This is a genomic window from Rhodoferax sp. LS1R11 (assembly GCF_056521395.1).
This window is the reverse complement of record NZ_JBWMAW010000006.1, coordinates 67,641-88,364: the sequence shown is the minus strand read 5'-3', so window position 1 is coordinate 88,364 and position 20,724 is coordinate 67,641. Positions and strand designations below refer to the sequence as shown.

The 20,724-nt window shown below is 60.7% G+C and carries 15 protein-coding genes; 10 read left to right on the top strand and 5 right to left on the bottom strand.

The genetic code is table 11. The features are described 5' to 3' along the window. Positions 1-17: 17 nt before the first annotated feature. Genes ccoG through AC097N_RS09465 form a run of 3 tightly spaced genes read left to right on the top strand, consistent with a single transcriptional unit; the run spans position 18 to position 2,085 of the window. A complete protein-coding gene (gene ccoG, locus AC097N_RS09475; protein ID WP_479580707.1) occupies positions 18-1,454 on the top strand; it encodes a cytochrome c oxidase accessory protein CcoG in 1,437 nt (478 codons plus the stop codon). A gap of 9 nt (positions 1,455-1,463) precedes the next feature. Further along, the gene (locus AC097N_RS09470; RefSeq protein ID WP_479580706.1) at positions 1,464-1,754 is read left to right on the top strand and encodes a FixH family protein; all 291 of its coding nucleotides are present in this window, start codon (positions 1,464-1,466) and stop codon (positions 1,752-1,754) included. Positions 1,755-1,794: 40 nt separating this feature from the next. Next, positions 1,795-2,085, top strand: a complete 291-nt coding sequence (locus AC097N_RS09465) for a hypothetical protein (RefSeq protein WP_479580705.1) — start codon at positions 1,795-1,797, stop codon at positions 2,083-2,085. A 19-nt stretch (positions 2,086-2,104) separates the two neighbouring features. Here AC097N_RS09465 and fnr read toward each other — a convergent pair whose 3' ends face one another. Then, positions 2,105-2,824: a fumarate/nitrate reduction transcriptional regulator Fnr gene (fnr, locus tag AC097N_RS09460; protein WP_479580704.1), complete on the bottom strand. Its 720-nt coding sequence runs from the start codon at positions 2,822-2,824 to the stop codon at positions 2,105-2,107. Between the two features lie 141 nt (positions 2,825-2,965). Here fnr and hemN point away from each other — a divergent pair, with 141 nt between their 5' ends. Beyond that, complete coding sequence (hemN, locus tag AC097N_RS09455) at positions 2,966-4,363, top strand: oxygen-independent coproporphyrinogen III oxidase (protein WP_479580703.1); 1,398 nt, start codon at positions 2,966-2,968, stop codon at positions 4,361-4,363. A gap of 9 nt (positions 4,364-4,372) precedes the next feature. Continuing rightward, positions 4,373-5,062: a sulfite exporter TauE/SafE family protein gene (locus AC097N_RS09450; protein ID WP_479580702.1), complete on the top strand. Its 690-nt coding sequence runs from the start codon at positions 4,373-4,375 to the stop codon at positions 5,060-5,062. Between the two features lie 18 nt (positions 5,063-5,080). Here AC097N_RS09450 and AC097N_RS09445 read toward each other — a convergent pair whose 3' ends face one another. Genes AC097N_RS09445 through AC097N_RS09435 form a run of 3 tightly spaced genes read right to left on the bottom strand, consistent with a single transcriptional unit; the run spans position 5,081 to position 9,349 of the window. Further along, positions 5,081-6,268: an efflux RND transporter periplasmic adaptor subunit gene (locus AC097N_RS09445; protein ID WP_479580701.1), complete on the bottom strand. Its 1,188-nt coding sequence runs from the start codon at positions 6,266-6,268 to the stop codon at positions 5,081-5,083. A 17-nt stretch (positions 6,269-6,285) separates the two neighbouring features. Continuing rightward, complete coding sequence (locus tag AC097N_RS09440) at positions 6,286-8,649, bottom strand: ABC transporter permease (RefSeq protein ID WP_479580700.1); 2,364 nt, start codon at positions 8,647-8,649, stop codon at positions 6,286-6,288. Between the two features lie 10 nt (positions 8,650-8,659). After that, positions 8,660-9,349, bottom strand: coding sequence for an ABC transporter ATP-binding protein (locus AC097N_RS09435; RefSeq protein ID WP_479580831.1), 690 nt, complete (start codon positions 9,347-9,349; stop codon positions 8,660-8,662). 206 nt (positions 9,350-9,555) lie between these two features. Between AC097N_RS09435 and dusA the strand changes: the two genes are divergently transcribed. The 5 genes from dusA (at position 9,556) to def (ending at position 18,050) form a co-directional block, all read left to right on the top strand. Continuing rightward, a complete protein-coding gene (gene dusA, locus AC097N_RS09430; protein WP_479580699.1) occupies positions 9,556-10,548 on the top strand; it encodes a tRNA dihydrouridine(20/20a) synthase DusA in 993 nt (330 codons plus the stop codon). 275 nt (positions 10,549-10,823) lie between these two features. Continuing rightward, positions 10,824-14,339 carry a chromosome segregation protein SMC gene (gene smc / locus AC097N_RS09425; RefSeq protein ID WP_479580698.1) on the top strand — a complete coding sequence of 1,172 codons (3,516 nt, stop codon included), beginning with the start codon at positions 10,824-10,826 and terminating at the stop codon, positions 14,337-14,339. A 4-nt stretch (positions 14,340-14,343) separates the two neighbouring features. Next, positions 14,344-15,390, top strand: coding sequence for a cell division protein FtsZ (locus tag AC097N_RS09420; protein ID WP_479580697.1), 1,047 nt, complete (start codon positions 14,344-14,346; stop codon positions 15,388-15,390). A gap of 24 nt (positions 15,391-15,414) precedes the next feature. Then, positions 15,415-17,493, top strand: a complete 2,079-nt coding sequence (gene ligA, locus AC097N_RS09415; RefSeq protein ID WP_479580696.1) for an NAD-dependent DNA ligase LigA — start codon at positions 15,415-15,417, stop codon at positions 17,491-17,493. Continuing rightward, entirely contained in the window at positions 17,490-18,050 is a 561-nt protein-coding gene (def, locus tag AC097N_RS09410; RefSeq protein WP_479580695.1) for a peptide deformylase, read from the top strand. Before ligA ends, def begins: the two co-directional genes overlap by 4 nt. Before the next feature lie 64 nt (positions 18,051-18,114). Here def and AC097N_RS09405 read toward each other — a convergent pair whose 3' ends face one another. After that, entirely contained in the window at positions 18,115-20,706 is a 2,592-nt protein-coding gene (locus AC097N_RS09405) for a [protein-PII] uridylyltransferase (RefSeq protein ID WP_479580694.1), read from the bottom strand. Between the last annotated feature and the right edge of the window lie 18 nt (positions 20,707-20,724).

The window sequence follows — 20,724 nt, the reverse complement described above, 5'->3', positions numbered from 1 at the left end:
TTTTTAAGTGAGACGAATTGAGCAACACTGATTCCGAGGTACGAAAAATCATCCCCATCATCCCGCAGGAACCGGATGAGGTGATGGTGTCTCTCTACGCATCACACGAAAAAATCTATCCCCGCAGCGTCTCGGGTCTGTTTTCGAACTGGCGTTGGGGGATGGTTTTTTTGACCCAATTGGTGTTTTACGGCATGCCATGGCTGGAGTGGGGTCAGCGGCAGGCTGTTCTGTTTGATCTGGGCGCCCGGCGCTTCTACATCTTTGGTTTGGTGCTGTACCCGCAGGATTTCATTTATCTCACGGGTATTCTGGTGATCTCCGCTCTGTCGCTGTTCCTGTTCACCGCGGTTGCAGGCCGATTGTGGTGTGGCTATGCCTGCCCTCAAACGGTGTACACCGAAATTTTTCTCTGGATAGAAAAAAAAGTGGAAGGTGACCGTTCTGCGCGCATGCGTCGTGACGCCAAACCTTGGTCGGTGGACAAAGTTACGCGCAAAAGCACCAAACATTTTCTTTGGCTTGCGGTGGCCCTGTGGACGGGCTTTACCTTTGTGGGCTATTTCACGCCCATCAAGGAACTGGGTGTTGAATTTCTGCAGATGAGCATGAGCTCCTGGGAAGTTTTCTGGACATTCTTTTACGGTTTTGCCACCTACGGCAACGCAGGCTTTATGCGCGAGCAGGTTTGCAAACACATGTGTCCGTATGCGCGCTTCCAGAGTGCCATGTTTGACAAAGACACGCTCATCGTTACCTATGACAGCGAGCGTGGGGAGCCACGGGGCGCCCGGTCCCGCAAGGCGGACCCCACAACGCTGAACCTGGGTGCCTGCGTGGATTGCAGCCTGTGTGTGCAGGTGTGCCCGACCGGTATTGATATACGCAAGGGCTTGCAGTACGAATGCATTGGTTGCGGCGCGTGCGCGGATGTGTGCGATACCGTGATGGACAAAATGGGTTATGCGCGAGGTCTGGTCAAGTACACGACCGAAAACGCCATGAACCAGCACTGGACCAAGGCGCAAACCTGGCGCCATGTGTTTCGACCCCGGGTGTTGATCTACACGGCCATTCTGGCCACCATTGTGGTGGCCATGCTGGTCAGCCTGTCCATGCGCTCGCCCTTCAAGGTGGATGTGGTTCGTGACCGCGGCGTCATGGCGCGCATTGTGTCGGGCGGAAAGATTGAAAACGTGTACCGCCTCCAGGTCATGAACGCCACCGAGTCGGCCCAGCATTACAAGATTGCGGTCACCGGGTTGACAGGTTTGGCCGTGAATTCAGAAAGCATGGTGATGGTTGAGGCCACCCAGTCGCGCTGGATTGCGGTACGGGTTCAGGCGCCTTTTGATGCGGCTGCGCCCGGTTCTCATCCCATTCAGTTTGAAATTGATTCGGTGGATTCACCCGGGCACGTGTCTGAAAAGTCTGTCTTTCTGGTTCCTCAATAAGGATTGGTCATGAAAAAAAATACCATTGATGCAGGTGCACCCTGGTGGAAGTTCGGTCATGTGTGGCTGGTGGTGGCAGGCCCCGTCATTGTGGTGGTCGCAAGTTTCATCACCTTGTACCTGGCCATCACCCGGCCCGAGCAACTGGTATCGGAAGACTATTACCAAAAAGGCATTGAAATCAACAGGACGCTGGGTAAGGACGGGAATGCCGCCAGCCTGGCACCCGCGCTGCAGGCACGTAACCACGCTCAGACGGGTGTGGTACCCATGCCTGCGCCGCCAGCGGTCAAACCTTGAGCCCGATTACGGTTAACGCAGTTCTCAAAGGATTTTCTCCATGCGCTCACAACGATTGATGTGGATTGTTTGGCCGGCCTTCATGGTGGCCTGCATCCTGGAAGGTCTGGTGTTTGCGATGATTGATCCGCAAGATCTGCACTGGTTTGGTCAGCCCGTGGCACTGTCGCGGCAAGGGGTTTACACCGTGGCATTTTTTTTGTTCTGGGGTGTGGTCATGGTCTCTGGCGCCCTGACCACGCTGTTGTCGATGTCACCGTTTGAAGTCAACCGCTGTCCCATGCCCAACGAAGCGCGCCCGGATGCCTGTCCCAAGCAGGGTTCCTGCTGAACCCGCTTCTTGTATCGGTCTAATTGCAGGCCTTGGGGTTGACGATCTCTTTGAGCGCGTCGGTGTTGAGAATCTGCACATGGCGTTGTTTGACCTCGACAATGCCGTCGGCTACAAACTTGGAAAAAGTGCGGCTGACGGTCTCCAGCTTCAAGCCCAGGTAGCTGCCAATTTCTTCACGCGTCATGCGCAGAATCAGCTCTGATTGAGAAAAACCACGCGCATGCAGGCGCTGCACCAGGTTCAGCAAAAAGGTGGCCAAACGCTCCTCGGCCCGCATGCTGCCCAAGAGCAGCATGACGCCGTGTTCGCGCACGATTTCGCGGCTCATGATTTTGTGAACATGGCGCTGCAACGCGGAGACTTCCCGGGACAGTTCTTCAATCCGGTCGAACGGCATGACGCAGACTTCTGCATCTTCAAGGGCAACGGCATCGCAGGTATGGTGTTCATTGACGATGCCATCCAGACCAATAACTTCCCCCGCCATTTGAAAACCTGTGACCTGATCCCGGCCATCTTCTGAGGCAACACAGGTCTTGAAGAACCCGGTGCGGATGGCGTACAGATTGGCAAACTTTTCACCATTTCGAAACAGTGTGGTGCCGCGTTTGACCTTGCGCCGTGCCGCCACGATCACATCAATGCGGTCCAGTTCGTCCGAACTGAGGCCAATCGGCATGCACAGCTCCCTCAAGTTGCAGTTGGAGCAGGCGACTTTGATGGTTTCAGGATTCATGCGAATGATTTTGGCACCAAATGGCCTCCAGCCCTGATGTGTGTCAAAGATTAAGGCCCATGAATGCAGCAATTTTTGATTTGAATCAAGAATCCAATTGGGTGCTTGAGGCACATTCGTCAGCATTGTGAAGGACTCCCCATGACAGCCGTCGTTGCTGAACCTATTTCTGAAGACCTGTTGCGCCGGTTTGATGTGTCCGGGCCCCGCTATACGTCCTACCCGACGGCGGACCGCTTTGTGGAAGCGTTCGCCGCAGACGACTACACCCAGGCGTTGAAGCTGCGCCGATCAGGTGCGGCGGGCATGAGGACGCCTTTGTCCCTGTATGTCCACATCCCCTTTTGCGAATCGCTTTGCTACTACTGTGCCTGCAACAAGATCATCACCAAGCACCATGACCGCGCCACGTCTTATCTGCGTTATCTGAGTCGTGAGGTGGATCTGCACACCGCACAACTGGGTGTCGGGCAGACCATTACCCAACTGCATTTGGGGGGCGGAACACCGACCTTCTTGTCGGATGACGAACTGCGTGAACTCATGGGCATGCTGCGTCGCAACTTTACCTTTGCCTCGGGGGGCGAATATGCCATTGAGGTTGATCCGCGCACGATTGACGCCACCAGGCTCGATACGCTGGCGGAACTCGGCTTCAATCGGTTGAGTTTCGGTGTTCAGGACTTCGACCCGGCGGTGCAAAAAGCGGTACACCGGGTACAGCCGGTCGAGCAGGTTTTTGCCTTGGTGGAAGCGGCTCGCCAGCGCAACTTTGATTCCATCAATGTGGACCTGATCTACGGCTTGCCCCAGCAAAGCCCGGAGTCGTTTGACCGCACCCTGGCGCAAGTCATTGAGTTGCGGCCCGAGCGCATCGCGCTTTACGCCTATGCGCACTTGCCGGAGCGTTTCAAACCCCAGCGCAGGATTGCCACGGTTGAGTTGCCCAGCGGCGCAGCCAAGGTGGCGATGCTCGCGCGCTCGCTGGCCGCGTTCATGGGGGCAGGCTATGTGTATGTCGGCATGGACCACTTTGCGCTGCCCACCGATCCGTTGGCAATCGCCAAGCGGCAGGGGCGGCTGCATCGTAATTTTCAGGGGTACAGCACGCAGCCCGACTGCGATTTGATTGGTCTGGGCGTGTCCTCCATTGGTCGTATTGGGGCGACTTACAGCCAGAACGCCAAGACGCTGGAAGAGTATTACGACCACCTTGATCAAGGGCATTTCCCCGTGGTGCGTGGGCTGGCGCTTTCACGTGATGACCTGATCCGACGTGCGGTCATCATGGCGTTGATGTGCCAGGGCCAGTTGTCATTTGAGTCGATTGAACTGGCTTATCTCGTCGACTTCAAGAGTTACTTTGCGTCTGAATTGGAGGCACTGCAGCAATTGGCCGGGAAAGGATTGGCCACCGTGGATGACTCCGGCATTCAGGTGACCGCCATGGGCTGGTTTTTTGTGCGTGCCGTGGCCATGGTGTTTGACCGCTATCTGCAGACTGACCGTACCCGGGCCCGTTTTTCCAAGATCATTTAGCATCGCCGGATGCAATCTTCACTCGCTGTCACTGCACTTTTGATGGGTCTGGCCGGTGGGCCGCACTGCATTGCCATGTGCGGTGCGGCCTGTGCGGGCATTGGGCAGGCGGCCGGGTCCGACAAGAACGCGGCCATGTGGACGTTTCAGGCGGGGCGGGTGCTGGGTTATTCGGCGTTGGGCGCTCTGGCAGCGGCTTCCATGCAGGGTCTGGGTTGGTTGACCATTCAGTCAGCCGCTTTGCGACCGGTGTGGACACTATTTCATGTGGCTACTTTTGTACTTGGCATGTTGTTGCTGTGGCAAGCCCGGCAACCGGTCTGGCTGGAGCAGGCGGGCAGAAAAATTTGGGCTGGTGCACGCGCATTGGCTGCAGGGCAGGGCAGGGGCGCACCCCTGGTGATCGGCGCGTTGTGGTCGTTCTTGCCTTGTGGGCTGCTTTATTCGGCGCTCCTGGTGGCTGCACTGAGCGGTAAAGCGCTTGATGGTGCTGGCGTCATGGCCTTGTTCGCACTGGGGACCAGCGTGTCCATGATGGCGGGCCCCTGGTTATGGCTGCGTTTGCGTGGCAAGGGCACGCAAGGTGGCGCTGGCGATTGGGGTGTGCGCTTGGCCGGGTTGGCACTGGCGGCCAGCTCTGCCTGGGCCTTGTGGATGGGGTTCGCTCACAACGCTGCACCCTGGTGCGTCACGCCCTGACGAGAGACCCATGCAAGTTCATCGTATTTTGACCCGGTCGCCCTCCTTGAGTTTGGTATCCGGATAGACGATGACCCGGGTCCCTGCAGGCAGTCCCGATTTGACCCAGGCATCGACGCCATTGCGCGCGGTCACTTCAATTTCACGCAAACGGGCATGGCCGTTGTCCTGTACAAACAGGCCTGACCGCGCACCGACCGGAAACAGCGCGCTGACCGGCACCTTGATCGCGTTCTCAACCACCTGAACCAGCACCTGTACATCGACCTTGAAGCCGTCGCCCAGCGACTTCCACTTTTCAGGAGGGGACGTGATGTCCACAATCGCGTTGACCCGCTGTTCCTCGACTCCGAGGGCCGAAACTTTGGTAAAGGCCGCTGGTTCAACGAGCCGCACTTCGCCAGCAAGCACCTCAGGCCCGCCCCAGTTGGAGAGCAGCACAGCGGTGCCTGGTTTGATCTGCGCTGCGTCTTCGGTCAGGATGTCCACCACCACCTCCAACCGGGCCGGGTCGCCCAGTTCCATGAGTGCTGTGCCTGCCATCACCACGCCTTCGCTTTGTTGCAGTATTTTCAGCACCTGACCCGCAACGGGCGCCTTGACTTGGTAGGCGAGCTGCTGGCTGCCCGGCGTGACTTGTGAAAACTGTTTCAAAGCGATGCGCGACTGCTCCAGTTCGTGGCGGGCTGCGTTTTCTTCCTGGCGCGAACTTTCGAGTTCTTTCTCACGCAAACGAACATTCAGTCGACCGGTTTCATTCTGGTTGGGTGAAATAAAGCCCTGTTGGGCCAGCGCTTCGCTGCGTTTGAGTTCGACCCGTACCTGGTCCAAGGCGGCAGAGGCACGCCCCACATTGGCCTGCGCCCGCGCTACCGAAGCCTGCATGGCGCTGATATGGGCGCCTTGCTCGGCGCGTGCACGTTCATCTAGCAACGCCGGGGCGACCGGCCAGAGCGTGGCCACCACGGCGTCACGCGCGACCCAATCGCCCTGTTTCAGGCTGATACGGGCAACCCGTCCCGAAAGCGGGGTGGAGACCTGGTAACGGTCGCGAACCCGTGTCTTGCCATCTTCCTGCACCGTACGCTCAAACCGGCCTTGTGCCACTGTGGCGACTTCAACCACTGCGGGCGTCGGCATGAAGGCCCATACCAGCAGTGCCACCACCAGCAACGCCAGAAAGGCGAAACCTATTTTTTTCTTCATCGTTTTCTCCCGTATCCTTACTCTCGTGTTTTGAGAACACCCACCAAATCCAGCGTGTCCACCCGGCGTCGCACGATAAGTGCGCTGACCACCCCGGCGCCACAAATGCACAGGGCTGCAAAAGCGTAAGTCGCGGGCTGAATCACGAATGGAAAGAAAAACTCATCGGTCTTGATCAGGCTGACAATGCCGGATGCCAGCAGGTAGCCCAGCAGCATGCCCAGGGGGATCGCCAGCACAATCTCAATGGCCAGTTCGCCCAGCAAAAAGGCCGAAACCTCCCCCCGGGTGAACCCCAGTACCCGCAGGCTCGCCAGTTCCCAGGCACGCTCGGCCAGCGCAATGCGGGCGTTGTTGTAAACCACGCCAATCGCAATGATGATGGCAAAGGTGGTCAGGATGCCGCTGAACACCCTGACGTTGCGGGCGGTGACCTCGTCAATGTTTTGTCGCATGACTGATTTGCTGACCGCGGCGGCCACCCGTGGCAACTCCTTGAGCCGGTTCAATAACGTGGCTTCGTGTCCGCGCTCCACGGCGACGGTGACCTGGCTGACAACATCGCCTTCCCGCAAAATTTGGTTCAAGGCACGTCGTTCCATGTAGGCGTTCATGCCCATCATTTCATTGACCACGCCGGTCACGTGCAGCGACAAGACCTCCCGGCGTCCTTCCAGCAGTTCAATTCGCACGGTGTCGCCCGGCTTCACCATGAGGCGATCCGCCAGACGGTCAGTCAGCAACAGACCGCCCGGCGGTGGATTGAAGACCTGGCGGTCCATGCCCACGATGCGGTGCAGTGCGGGTTGCTCGGCTTTTCCCTGCAGGGTGCCCCGCCAAGTGTGATTGGCGTTGACCAGGCGGGCCGAGATGCTCCGGGCACCTTCCACGGCGGTGACGTGGGGCAGTCTGGCCATGTCCTGCAGCACGCGGGCCGGGCCGGCTTCAATCAACCCAATGGATACGTCGCCCCGCAGTACCTGGTGGAACTGTGTGTCCATCAGCACCACGATGGAGTCCCGCCAGAACGCGCCGCTGATCACGATCGCCATGGCCACCGCAATACCGAAGATGGTCAGCGCAGTGCGCAGCAGCCGGCGTTCCATGGTGCGCAAAATCATGCGCATGGCGGGAGACACCCAGCGTTGCAGGCCCCAGCGCTCGATCAACATGGGTTTGTAGACGCCGGGCGAGGGCGGGCGCATGGCGTCGGCGGGGGCCAGGGTGACGGTGGCCCGTATCGCATTGAGGGTCGCCAGCACGGCGGCGAAGAAGGCCACGCCAACGGCCGTCAGAACCAGTTCGGGCTTGACCCGGTAACGCAGCTCCGGAAACCGGAATACATCGGCATAAATGCCCACAAACCAGTGCCCCATGACCGCCCCCAAGGCCAGGCCCAGCACCACACCAAGTACCACAATGACCATGACCAGTTTCAGGTAGTGCAGACCAATGGTCCGGTTGTCATAGCCCAGTGCCTTCAGCGCTGCAATCTGTTCGCGTTGCGTTGCAATCTGCCGTCCCAGCACCACGTTCAATAAAAACCCGGCGACCGCCAGAAAAATGCTGGGCAGCACGGTGCCCAGCACCCGCTGCTCCTTGATTTCGGAGTCCAGAATCATGTGGGACATCTGCAGATCGCGGCCATGCGCACTGATGCCTCCAAACGGTTCAAGCAGGCGGTTGAGTTGATCAATCACAGGCCCCTCGGTCGCGCCGGGGCTCAGGCGCACCGCCACCTGGTTGAACGCACCTTCCATGTTGTAGGCCGCGGCCAGTGCCTGGCGGTCGATCCAGAAGACGCCAAAACCGCGCTGGTCTGGCGAGCCGCCCATGCCCGCAAAGATGTACTCGGGTGAGAGGGCAATGCCCACAATCAGCAGTTCTTCGCGTTTGCCATTGACCAGGGCGCCAATGCGGTCACCCGGTTTCAGTTGGCGTGCCACCGCAAAACCTTCAGACACCAGTGTCTCGATGGCGCCACTGTGGTGCGCCCCGATCATGCGGCCCTGGCGCAGGTTCACCTTGTTCAGGCGCTGGGGCGCGCGGGCGTCGAGCCCGATCAGGCGGCCAATGATGGGGTCTGCCACATTGGGAATGCTGATCGGCACCACCTGCGTGAGCGAGGTTTCCACATGCGCCGCACCGGTCATGCGTTCCAACTGGCGTTCCAGCGAGAGTGGTGCCCGTTTGAGGGTGGAAAACACGTCGGCAAACCGGGCATCGGCGTAATACAGGTCACGTGACCAAGAGAGCGCGTCGTAGGCGCTGAAACTGGTGATGAAACCCGCCACGCCACTGGCCACCACCAGCGCGATGGTCAGAGCCTGACTCCACATCAGGCGCAGATCCCGCAGCAGCTTGCGGTCAAGTGCTTTCACGCAGCGACCTTCACCACGACAACTCGCTGGGTTTGAGTTTGTGGACGTTTTGCTCTACCCGCTGGATGCGCCCGCCACCCAGGTACAGCACGCGATCCGCCATGCTTGCAATTGCGGCGTTGTGGGTGATGACGATCGCCGTGGTGCCCAGTTCGCGGTTGATGCGCTCGATCACCTCCAGCACCAGCTTGCCGGTCACGTAGTCCAGCGCGCCGGTGGGTTCGTCGCACAGCAGCACCTCCGGGCGTTTGACAATGGCCCGGGCAATCGCCACGCGCTGCTGCTCGCCCCCCGAGAGTTGTGACGGAAAGTGGTCGAGCCGCTCCGCCAGGCCTACCAGCGTGAGGGCCTCAACGGCGGGCATGGGGTCGTGGGAGATGTCGGTCACCAGTTCCACGTTTTCGCGCACGGTCAGGCTGGGAATCAGGTTGTAGAACTGGAACACAAAGCCCACGTGCTCACGCCGGTACTGGGTCAGTTGCGCCTCGGTCGCCGCCGTGAGGTCATGTTCGGCAAATTGAGCGGTGCCGCTGCTGGGGCGGTCCAGGCCGCCCAGAATATTGAGCAGGGTCGACTTGCCGCTGCCCGAGGGGCCGAGCAGCACAATGAATTCCCCGCGGTAAATGGTCAGGTCCACATCTTGCAAAGCGTTCACCTTCACTTCCCCCATCTGGTAGACCTTGCCCAGGCCCTGGGCCATGAACACGGCAGGGCGTCCTTGTGCGTCAACGGCGGGTTGATCTGGGACAGGGGGCGCTCGCGGGATGGGGACAGATTTGGAGGAGGGCACAGTCAGGACCTTGTGGGTCAGCGATTGATGTTTTCACTATGACACGCAAGAGCTGCGCTGCAATTGATGTGTATCAAGACGCGGCGTCTTGTGTCACGGCTGGGATAATCGGGGTCATGTCAAGCCCGAATCTCATTCCCCCCGACCGCTGGAAGCTCTCCGTTGCCCCGATGATGGATTGGACAGACCGTCATTGCCGCTACTTTCACCGTCTGTTGTCTCGCCACGCCCTGCTGTATACCGAAATGGTGACCACCGGCGCGTTGATCCATGGCGATGTGCCGCGCCATCTGGCTTACAACACAGAAGAGCACCCGGTCGCCCTGCAACTGGGGGGCAGCGAGCCCGCTGACCTGGCCCGGTGTGCCCAACTGGGTGAATCCTGGGGTTACGACGAAATCAACCTGAACTGCGGCTGCCCCAGCGAGCGGGTGCAGCGCGGGGCTTTTGGCGCCTGTCTGATGAACGAGCCCCAGCTGGTGGCCGACTGCGTCAAGGCGATGGTGGACGTGGTGCAAGTGCCTGTGACCGTCAAGCACCGCATTGGCATCGACAAGACCGAGAGTTATGAGTTTGTGCGTGATTTTGTGGGCACGGTGGCGGATGCGGGTTGCCCGACCTTCATCGTGCACGCTCGCAACGCCTGGCTCAAGGGCCTGAGCCCCAAGGCCAACCGTGAGGTGCCGCCACTGCGCTACGACGTGGCCTATCGGCTCAAACAAGACTTTCCCGCACTCACCATCGTCATCAACGGCGGCATCACCACCAACGAACAGGTGGCCGGGCATCTGGCGCACCTCGACGGCGCCATGCTGGGCCGCGAGGCCTATCACAACCCCTGGTGGCTCGCCTCCTGGGATGCCGCCTTTTATGGCGCTGCAGCCTCTGACATCACCCGCGAGTCGGTCGAAGCGCAGATGTGCGACTACATGGCCCGCCAAGCCGCCGAACATGGCACGCCTTGGGCCACCATTGCCCGCCACATGCTGGGTCTGCGCCACGGTTTGCCGGGTTCGCGTCGCTGGCGCCAGGTCTGGAGTGACCACAAGCTCAAGGGTTTGCCCGCCCATGAGGTGATGGCCATGGCCCACGACACCGTGGCTGCGTGATTTATAAGAAATCAGCCTCTAGCCCACGTCGATAGTTCGCCGGTAGCTATTAATAATATAGCGGATTGAGAGCCTCTTGGCCTTGAGTCCAAGCGGGCAGGGCGTGGCGGCGGCAACCGGGCCAGGTAGGTGGAGCCTCCGTCAATGGCTCGGGCACTTGCCATCAGGCGCTCAAGCCTGGCAAGTTATCATGAGGTCTTGTCGCGCGGGCCTTCAGGCCCTGCGGAAATCAGATAAAAACCAGTCAAATCAACAGCTTAGAACGATAGCGATTCGTGCGCCTCAATTCAATCAAGTTATCCGGGTTCAAGTCTTTTGCTGAACCGACCAATTTCATGCTGCCCGGGCAGCTGGTCGGCGTGGTGGGGCCGAACGGTTGTGGCAAATCCAACATCATGGATGCCGTGCGCTGGGTGCTGGGCGAGTCCAAGGCCTCCGAACTGCGTGGCGAGTCAATGCAGGACGTTATTTTCAATGGCACCAACACCCGCAAACCGGCCAGCCGTGCCAGTGTGGAGCTGGTGTTTGACAACGCCGACCACCGCGCAGGCGGCCAGTGGGGCCAGTTTGGCGAGATTGCCGTCAAGCGCGTGCTCACGCGCGACGGCACCAGCAGCTACTACATCAACAACCAGCCGGTGCGCCGCCGCGACGTGCAGGACGTGTTTCTGGGCACCGGCCTGGGCCCCCGGGCCTACGCCATCATTGGCCAGGGCACCATCAGTCGCATCATCGAGTCCAAACCAGAAGAGTTGCGCCTGTTCCTGGAAGAGGCCGCCGGGGTCTCCAAGTACAAGGAGCGCCGCCGCGAGACCGAAAACCGCCTCAGCGACACGCGTGAAAACCTGACCCGCGTGGAAGACATCTTGCGTGAGCTCAATGCCAACCTCGAGAAGCTGGAAAAGCAGGCCGAGGTGGCCAAAAAGTACAACACGCTCACCGCTGATGTGACGCTCAAGCAGCATCAGTTGTGGTTTTTGAAGCGCACCGAGTCCGAGGCCGACCAGGCCAAGGTGAAGGCCGACGCCCAGGGCGCGGTCAATGCGCTGGAGAGCCGTGTGGCCGACCTGCGCCACATTGAGGCGGAACTGGAGACCGTGCGCCAGGCCCATTACGCCGCGGGCGATCAGGTCAACCAGGCCCAGGGCCTGCTGTACGAGGCCAGCACCGAGGTGGGTCGGCTGGAGGCCGAAATCCGCTTTGTGGTCGAAGGCCGCCAGCGCGTCGAGCAGCGTCTGGTCACACTCAAGGAGCAAACCGCCCAGTGGGCCACCCGCAAGGACGACGCCCAGACGGAAATAGAAAGCCTGCTGGAACTGGAGATGCTGGGCGAAGAAAAAACCGAGCTGCTGGCCGCGCAGGTGGAAGACCAGGCCCAGCAATTGCCTGACCTGGAAGAAGCCTTGCGGCTGGCGCAAAAAGGCGCCAACGAACAACGCGCCAGCGTCGGCCAGGTGCAGCAGCAAATCCAGGTGCTCGCCGCCGACCAGCGCAGCATTGAAGAACAGTCACGCCAACTCGGCAGCCGCCGGGAGCGCCTGAGTGCGGACCGCAATGCGCTCGCCGCGCCTGATGAAGCCCGTCTGGTCAACCTGCAAGAGCAGCTCGACCAGGCGCAGGAGACCGCCAGCGTCGCCGAAGGCCGCTTGTTTGAACTGCAGGACACCGTGCCGCAACTCGATGACGCCAGGCGCCAGCAGCAGCAATTGGTTAACACCGAGTCGGCACGTCTGGCCGACTTGTCGGCCCGGATGGAGGCGCTCAAGGCCTTGCAGGAAAAGGTCAAGACCGATGGCAAGTTGCAGCCGTGGCTGGCCAGGCACGGGCTTGAATCCCTGCAGGGCTTGTGGAGCCGCATCCACATTGAGCAAGGCTGGGAAAACGCGCTCGAAGGCGCCTTGCGCGAGCGCCTGGGTGCGCTGGAAGTGTCACGGCTTGAGATGGTGCGGGCCTTTGGCAACGACGCGCCGCCCGCCAAGCTGGCGTTCTACAGCCCGCCGCTGGCTGCATTGCCGGAAAAAGCGGCTGTGCTGCCGCGCCTGTCAGACCTGCTGCGCATCAACGACGCAGGGCAAAAAGCGGTGCTGGCCGATTGGCTGCAAGGCTGTTTCACCGCCCACACGTTTGAAGACGCCATGGCCCGTCGCGCTGATTTGCAGCCCGGTGAATTGATTTTTGTGAAGTCCGGGCACGCCGTGGGCCCGTACAGCGTGAGCTTTTATGCGCCGGATTCCGAGCAGGCGGGTCTGCTCGCGCGTGCCCAGGAAATTGAAAACCTGGCGAAGCAGTTGCGCGCCCAGGTGATGATCAGCGACGAATCCCGCTCCGCCCTGGTGCGGGCCGAGGCCGCCTACGCCGACGCGTCGCAGCGTCTGGTCGTGGTGCGACGTGAGGCCACCGAGAGCCAGAGCCGTGCGCATGAACTGCAGGTCGAAACCCTGCGACTCACGCAGCTGGCTGACCAGGCCCGTGTACGCAGCGCTCAAATCACCGGTGACCTGGCCGAAGTGGATGCCCAGTTGGGTGACCTGCAGGAGCGTCGTGTCACCGCAGAGGCCCGCTTTGAAGAGTTGGACATGCAGCTGGCCGACACCCAGGAGCGCCATGCCCAACTTGACGAACACGTGATCAGCGCCGAGCGCAAGCTCAACGAGTGCCGTGAGCAGCAACGCAGCTTGGAGCGCCAGGCGCAAGAGGCCACGTTTTCCATGCGCAGCCTGGACGCCCGCAAGGCCGAGTTGTCGCGCGCCATCGAAACCGCCACACAACAGGCCACCTCCCTCGGCGCCGAAGCATTGCGGGCGGTTGAAGAACTGGCCCGCCTCAATGATGCGGCGGCCCAGGGCGGCTTGCAGACCGCCTTGTCGGCCAAGATGGAGCGCGAGCAGTCCTTGGGTGCCCGGCGCAGCGAATACGATGACCTGACCGCCAAACTGCGCGCCAGCGACGAACGCCGCCTGCAGCTGGAGCGCGAGCTCGACCCGCTGCGCCAGCGCATCACCGAGTTCCAGCTCAAGGAGCAGGCCGCCCGCCTGGGTTTTGAGCAGTACACCCAGCTGCTGCTGGACGCGCAGGCCGACCTGGAGCTGGTCGCCAAATCCATTGCTGACGGCAATGTCCGGCTGCCTGGCATGCAAAGTGACATTGACCGTATCAACCGCGAGATTGCGGCGCTCGGTGCGGTCAATCTGGCGGCGTTGGACGAGCTGGCTGCATCCCGCGAGCGCAAGCAGTTTCTGGACGCCCAGACCGCTGACCTGACCGATGCCATGACCACGCTGATTGAAGCCATCAAGAAGATTGACGGTGAAACCCGTGAACTCCTCTCCGGCACGTTCAATTCAGTCAACGAACACTTCGGCAAGATGTTTCCCGAACTGTTTGGTGGCGGCAACGCCCGCCTGGTCATCACCGGGGATGAAATTCTTGACTCGGGCGTGCAGGTCATTGCCCAGCCGCCCGGCAAGAAGAACCAGACCATTCACCTGCTCTCGGGCGGTGAAAAAGCACTGACGGCGATTGCCTTGGTGTTTGCGATTTTTCAGCTCAACCCGGCCCCTTTCTGCCTGCTGGACGAGGTGGACGCGCCGCTGGACGATGCCAACACCGAGCGTTACGCCAAGCTGGTGTCGAGCATGAGCAAAGGTACCCAGTTCCTGTTCATCAGCCACAACAAGATCGCCATGGAAATGGCCGAGCAGTTGATTGGCGTGACCATGCAGGAGCAGGGCGTTTCCCGCATCGTGGCCGTGGACATGGATGCGGCCATCTCTTTGGCTGAATTGGCCTGAACACATGAATAATTTACAAATCGGTTTGGCTATTGCGGGTGTGCTGGTGCTGGTCGCCATTGCCGCCCATGGCGCCTGGACCTCGCGCAAAAACCTGCCCCGCCAGGCAACGCCCGAAGACACTGCCCAATCCGGACGAGCCGAGCCCCAGATGGGCGGCCCAGTCGAACCCGAGCTGGACGCTGCCGCCTTTGATGTGGCCAATTTCCCGTTGCCCGTGATGGAAAAACGGCCCTCCATGGACGCATTGATTGACGTGATTGCCTCGGTGACGCTGGATGGCCCCGTGTCGGGCGACGCTGCCTTGGCGGCCATGCCGAGCACCCGCCGCGCGGGTAGCAAGCCGTTTTCGATCGAAGGTTTTAACGAGGCCAACCAGCGCTGGGAAATCCCCCTGGCGGGCCAGCGTTATTCGACGTTCCAGGCCGGTGTGCAGCTGGCCAATCGTTCCGGCGCTCTCAATGAGATTGAGTACTCTGAGTTTGTGATGAAGACGCAGGCCTTTTGCGACACCCTCAACGGCACCCCCGATTTTCCTGAAATGCGCGAGGAAGTGGCCCGTGCCCGTGAACTGGACCAGTTTGCCGGAGACCACGATGCGCAGTTGGTTCTTGTACTGCGTGCCCGCCACTCGGCATGGAGCCCCGGCTACGTACAGCAAAACGCAGCGCGCCTGGGCTTTATTGCAGGGGCGATTCCCGGTCGTATGGTGGTGCCTGCCCATGCCGCGGGCCTGCCGCCGGTGCTGAGCCTGAGTTTTGACACCCAGGCCGCGATGGCCGAAGACCCGGCGCTGTCGGCCATTCGTGAAGTCGCCATCAGCCTCGATGTGCCACAAGTCGATCGCAGCGAGCGCCCCTTTGCCCGCCTGCGTGAAGCCGCCATGACGATGGCCATGGCCATGGACGGCGTGGTGACTGACGACAACGGCCTGCCGCTGCCACCCGAGGCCATGGATGTGATTGACGCCGATCTTGAGCATTTGTACGACACGCTGGACCAGCGTGAACTGTCCGCTGGCTCCGCCTTGGCGCGACGTCTTTTTTCCTGATGGCCGCGTGGGTTTGCTGCTGGTATGGTCATGAATGATTTGTTTGCTCCTGCGCCGCAGACGCCGGACCCCGCCCATGTGGAGCAGCTCCGGAAAACGCTGCATGCGCATGCGCACCGCTACTACGTGCTGGATGACCCCACGGTGCCCGATGCGGTGTATGACCGTTTGTTTCAAGAGCTGCAGGCCATTGAGGCGCAACACCCCGAGCTGATCACCCCTGATTCACCGACGCAACGGGTTGGCGGGAAACCGCTGGACTCCTTTGCCAGCGTGCGCCATGCGGTGCCGATGCTCAGCATACGCACCGAGACCGACACCGAGGCCAGCGGTGCCCACAACTTTGACGTCCGTGTGCGCAAGGAACTGGGGCTTGACGAGTCAGCGTCCGCCGTCGAATACGTGGCCGAGCCCAAGTTTGATGGTCTGGCCATGAACCTGCGCTACGAGCAGGGTGTGCTGGTGCAGGCCGCGACCCGGGGGGATGGCGAAATGGGTGAAGACGTCACGCAAAACATCCGCACCATCGGGCAGATTCCCCTGCGCCTGCCCGCGGGCGTGCCCGCGGTGCTGGAGGTGCGCGGCGAGGTTTACATGCGCCGTGATGATTTCGAGAGCCTGAACGAAAAGCAGCGCGAGCGGGGGTTAAAGACGTTCGTTAACACCCGCAATGCCGCTGCGGGTGCCGTGCGCCAGCTTGACCCGACGATTGCCGCCCAGCGGCCGCTGAGCTTTTTTGCCTATGGCCTGGGTGAGGTGACGCCGCCGGAGGCGGGCGGACCCGAGTTTGGGACGCATTTTGAGATGCTGCAGACCCTGAAATCCTGGGGTTTTCCGGTCTCAGCCCTTGTATGCATTTCGCAGGGTGCTACTGAATTAATAGCGTTCTATCAATCCATTGGTGCGCAGCGCGATGGACTGGGTTTTGACATTGACGGTGTGGTGTACAAGGTCAACCACCTGGCCCTGCAGCGCCGCATGGGGTTTGTCACCCGCGAACCACGCTGGGCCGTGGCCCACAAGTTTCCGGCGCAGGAGCAGGAGACTCGGGTGCTGGGCATTGATGTGCAGGTGGGGCGGACCGGCAAGCTGACGCCGGTGGCTCGTCTGCAGTCGGTGTTTGTGGGTGGGGTCAATGTGACCAATGCCACGCTGCACAACCTGTTCGAGCTGCGTCGCAAGCGGGTGCGGGTGGGGGATGTTGCCATCGTGCGCCGTGCGGGTGACGTGATTCCCGAGGTGGTGGGCATTGTGCCAACACCGCGCACGCAGTATGTGCCCAACTTTCGCATGCCGCGCCAGTGCCCGATTTGTGGCAGCGCCGTGGTGCGGGAGAAAACCGAGGTCAACCACCGCTGCACCGGTGGTCTGTTTTGTGCCGCCCAGCGCAAGCAGGCCATCCTGCATTTCGCGCAACGGCGCGCGGTGGAAGTCGAAGGTCTGGGCGAAAAGCTGGTGGACCAGCTGGTAGATGGCAACGTCATCCGCACCCTGCCAGACCTGTACCGCCTGGGGCTGACCGCCTTGGCCAGTCTGGACCGCATGGCAGACAAATCGGCGCAAAACATCGTGCTGGCCCTGGAGAAATCGAAGCAAACCACCTTGCCTCGATTTTTGTTTGGCTTGGGCATTCGCCACATTGGTGAGGCCACGGCCAAAGAGCTGGCGCGCCATTTTGGCAAGCTCGACGCCATCATGGACGCGACCGAAGAGCAATTGCTGCAGGTCAGCGATGTGGGCCCCATCGTGGCCAAAAGTCTGCGGACCTTTTTTGACCAACCGCATAACCGCGAGGTGGTGGAGCAATTGCGGAACCCGGTGCCAGAAGGATGCGGCGTAACGTGGGAGGAGGGCGAACCTGCTGCCGTGACGCCCAAGCCGTTCACGGGCAAAACCTTCGTCATCACCGGGACCTTGCCCAGCATGGGCCGCGACGAGGCAAAGGACGTGATCGAGGCCGCGGGCGGCAAAGTAGCTGGTTCCGTGAGCAAGAAAACCAGTTACGTTGTGGCAGGGGCCGAGGCGGGCAGCAAGCTCACCAAGGCCCAAGATTTAGGCGTAACCATTCTGGATGAAGCCGCCTTGTTGGAGTTGCTGAAATGACTATCCGTGAAATCCTCAAGATGGGCGACCCGCGCTTGTTGCGCGTTGCCCAGCCCGTGACCCAATTTGACTCGGACGAGTTGCACCTGCTGGTCACGGACATGCTGGACACCATGCTGGCGGCTGATGGCGCCGGGCTGGCCGCACCGCAAATCGGGGTGGACCTGCAGCTGGTGATTTTTGGCTCTAATGCGCGCAACCCGCGTTACCCCGATGCGCCGGTAGTACCCAAAACTGTTTTGCTGAACCCCGTGATCACGCCGCTGGCGGAGTCCGGCGATCACGTGAGTGTGGTCGAGGTGGAAGACTGGGAGGGCTGCCTCTCTGTGCCTGGTCTGCGCGCCAAGGTGCCGCGTTTTCATCGTATTCGTTATACCGGTTTTGACCAATATGGCGACCCCATTGACCGCACGGTGGAAGGTTTTCATGCCCGCGTGGTGCAGCATGAGTGTGACCACCTGATTGGCAAGCTGTACCCCATGCGGGTGCGGGACTTCAGCCAGTTTGGTTTTACCGAGGTGCTGTTCCCGGGGCTGGATGCTCCACAGGACGATTGACGCTATTAATTTGATAGCTACCTGTGCACGTAGGACGTGCGCTGCAGCCTCAAATCATATAAATTCAGGTCAACGCCTCGAGCAGCTCGGTTTCAATCTCGATCTGGGCGCGGTTGTGCTGCAACTCATCGCCCTGGATCAAAAAGGTGTCGTCCACCCGCTCACCCAGCGTGGCAATTTTGGCCAGCTGGAGGTTGATATTGTGTTTGGCCAGCACGCGGGCCACGCTGTAGAGCAGCCCCATCCGGTCACTGGCTGAAATATTGAGCAACCAGCGTTGCGCTTTTTCATCAGGGCGCAGGGTGACCCGTGGTGCGATGGGAAAACTCTTGACCCGGCGTGACACCCGGCCACGACTCGGTGGCGGCAGCGGGCCGGTTTCTGCAATGGCGCGCCCCAGCTCGCACTCCACCATGTTGGTGAGTTCCTGGTAGTGCTCGGGCATGGTCTGGGCGATGACCTGGAACGTGTCGAGTGCATAGTGGTTGAACGCGGTGTGCACACGTGCATCCAGAATGCTGAACCCGGCCTGGTCAAAGTAGCCGCAAATGCGGGCAAACAGGTCGGGTTGGTCGGGGGTGTAGACCAGCACCTGCAGGCCTTCGCCCAGAGGGGACTGACGGGCTCGCACAATGGATTTTCCGGTATTCACGTGGCGTCCGAGCTGGCGCGTGTGCCAGGCAATGTCGGAGGCGTCGTGGCGCATGAAATAACCCACGTCCACCGTGTCCCACAAGGCTTTGTGGGCCTCGAAAGGCTGGGCGTGCAGCGCCAGCAACACCAGTGCTTCGCGTTTGCGGGCTTCAACCTCGGCATCGGGGTCCGGGGCGCGGCCGCCGAGTGCGCGCAGGGTGTACTTGTACAGGTCCTCCAGCAGCTTGCCTTTCCATGCATTCCAGACCTTGGGGCTGGTGCCGCGAATGTCGGCCACGGTGAGCAGGTACAAGGCCGTCAGATTGCGCTCGTTGCCTACGCGCCGGGCGAAGGCGGCGATGACGTCAGGGTCACTCAGGTCAGACTTCTGGGCCACGCGGCTCATGGTCAGGTGCTCGTGCACGATGAACTCGATCAGCTGGCTGTCTTCCTTGGCGATGCCATGCTGGCGGCAAAAGCGCCGCACTTCGTCCGCGCCCAGGTCTGAATGGTCGCCGCCGCGGCCTTTGGCGATGTCATGAAACAGCGCTGCCACGTACAAAATCCAGGGCTTGTCCCAGCCGGACGCCAGCTGCGAACAAAACGGGTATTCATGGGCATGCTCGGGCATAAAGAAGCGCCGCGCATTGCGCAGCACCATCAGAATGTGCTGGTCCACCGTGTACACGTGGAACAGGTCGTGCTGCATTTGCCCCACGATGCGGCGAAACACCCACAGGTAGCGCCCCAGCACCGAGGTTTCGTTCATCAGCCGCATGGCGTGCGTGATGCCCTCGCGCTCCATCAAAATCTGCTTGAAGGTCTCGCGGTTGACCGGGTCATTGCGGAACTTGCCATCCATCAGGCCACGGGCGTTGTAGAGCGCGCGCAGGGTACGTGCCGACAGCCCTTTGAGGCCGACCGTGGTCTCATAGATCAGGAAGGTTTCAAGAATGGCGTGCGGTTCGCGCTGGTACAGGTCATCGCTGGCCACCTCCACCATGCCCGCCTTGTCCAGGAAGCGTTCGTTGATGGGGCGCGGCTCGTGCGTGGAGGGGTTGAGCCGTTCCTCGATATTGAGCAACAAAATCTGGTTGAGCTGCGTCACGGCCTTGGCCGCCCAGTAGTAGCGGCGCATCAAGGCTTCGCTGGGGCGCACAAACGCCCGTTTGTCAACATTGGGCGACGGCGCCACATAGCCAAATGACAGGGCGACCGCGTTTTGCATGTCAAACACCAGCCGGTCTTCGCGGCGCTGCGCAATCAGGTGCAGCCGGGCCCGGATCAGGCACAGCAGCGACTCATTGCGCTTGAGTTGCTTGACTTCAAAAGCCGTGGTCAGGCTATTTTTGGCCAGCGCGTCCCAGTTGTCCCCATAGCCTGCGGCCTTGGCCACCCACAGAATGACCTGCAGGTCGCGCAGTCCGCCTGGAGATTCCTTGCAATTGGGTTCCAGTGAGTAGGGGGTTTGTTCAAACTTGTTGTGGCGCTGGCGCATCTCCAGCGTCTTGGCCACAAAGAAGGCTTTGGCATCAATGCTGGCGAAAAACTGCTTTTTAAACGCGGCGAAGAGTTCGGCATTGCCGGTGATCAGGCGTGACTCGATCAGCGAGGTCTGCACGGTGACATCACCCGCCGCCTCGTTCATGCACTCGGTGACGGTGCGCACGCTGGAGCCGATCTCCAGACCGGCGTCCCAGCAGCTGCCAATGAAGGCTTCGATCCGGGCCTTGAGTTCGGGGTTGGTGTCGGGTGACTGGTCGTCAGGCAGCAACACCAGCACATCCACATCCGAGTACGGAAACAACTCGCCCCGACCGAACCCGCCCACCGCCAGCAGTGCAAATGGCTGCGCAAAGCCGGCCTGCTTCCACAGCGTCTTGAGCGTGGCGTCAGCCAGGTTGGAGAGCTTGCCCAGCGCCGCATGGACGCCGCGCGTGGAAGTGCCACTGGACGCGAGGGACTGGAACAGAGCGGATTTTTGGGTGCGGTAATGCTGGCGTAGCGCTTGTAGATCGGTCATGGGGTGCTATGCAATGTG

What these genes read in the sequence shown, in the direction of transcription:
- def (WP_479580695.1), top strand. Translation starts at nt 17,490, where the DNA reads ATGACTATCCGTGAAATCCTCAAGATGGGCGACCCGCGCTTGTTGCGC.
- AC097N_RS09465 (WP_479580705.1), top strand. Translation starts at nt 1,795, where the DNA reads ATGCGCTCACAACGATTGATGTGGATTGTTTGGCCGGCCTTCATGGTG.
- AC097N_RS09450 (WP_479580702.1), top strand. Translation starts at nt 4,373, where the DNA reads ATGCAATCTTCACTCGCTGTCACTGCACTTTTGATGGGTCTGGCCGGT.
- AC097N_RS09420 (WP_479580697.1), top strand. Translation starts at nt 14,344, where the DNA reads ATGAATAATTTACAAATCGGTTTGGCTATTGCGGGTGTGCTGGTGCTG.
- ligA (WP_479580696.1), top strand. Translation starts at nt 15,415, where the DNA reads ATGGTCATGAATGATTTGTTTGCTCCTGCGCCGCAGACGCCGGACCCC.
- AC097N_RS09435 (WP_479580831.1), bottom strand. Translation starts at nt 9,349, where the DNA reads ATGGCCCAGGGCCTGGGCAAGGTCTACCAGATGGGGGAAGTGAAGGTG.
- dusA (WP_479580699.1), top strand. Translation starts at nt 9,556, where the DNA reads ATGTCAAGCCCGAATCTCATTCCCCCCGACCGCTGGAAGCTCTCCGTT.
- AC097N_RS09470 (WP_479580706.1), top strand. Translation starts at nt 1,464, where the DNA reads ATGAAAAAAAATACCATTGATGCAGGTGCACCCTGGTGGAAGTTCGGT.
- AC097N_RS09405 (WP_479580694.1), bottom strand. Translation starts at nt 20,706, where the DNA reads ATGACCGATCTACAAGCGCTACGCCAGCATTACCGCACCCAAAAATCC.
- fnr (WP_479580704.1), bottom strand. Translation starts at nt 2,824, where the DNA reads ATGAATCCTGAAACCATCAAAGTCGCCTGCTCCAACTGCAACTTGAGG.
- AC097N_RS09445 (WP_479580701.1), bottom strand. Translation starts at nt 6,268, where the DNA reads ATGAAGAAAAAAATAGGTTTCGCCTTTCTGGCGTTGCTGGTGGTGGCA.
- hemN (WP_479580703.1), top strand. Translation starts at nt 2,966, where the DNA reads ATGACAGCCGTCGTTGCTGAACCTATTTCTGAAGACCTGTTGCGCCGG.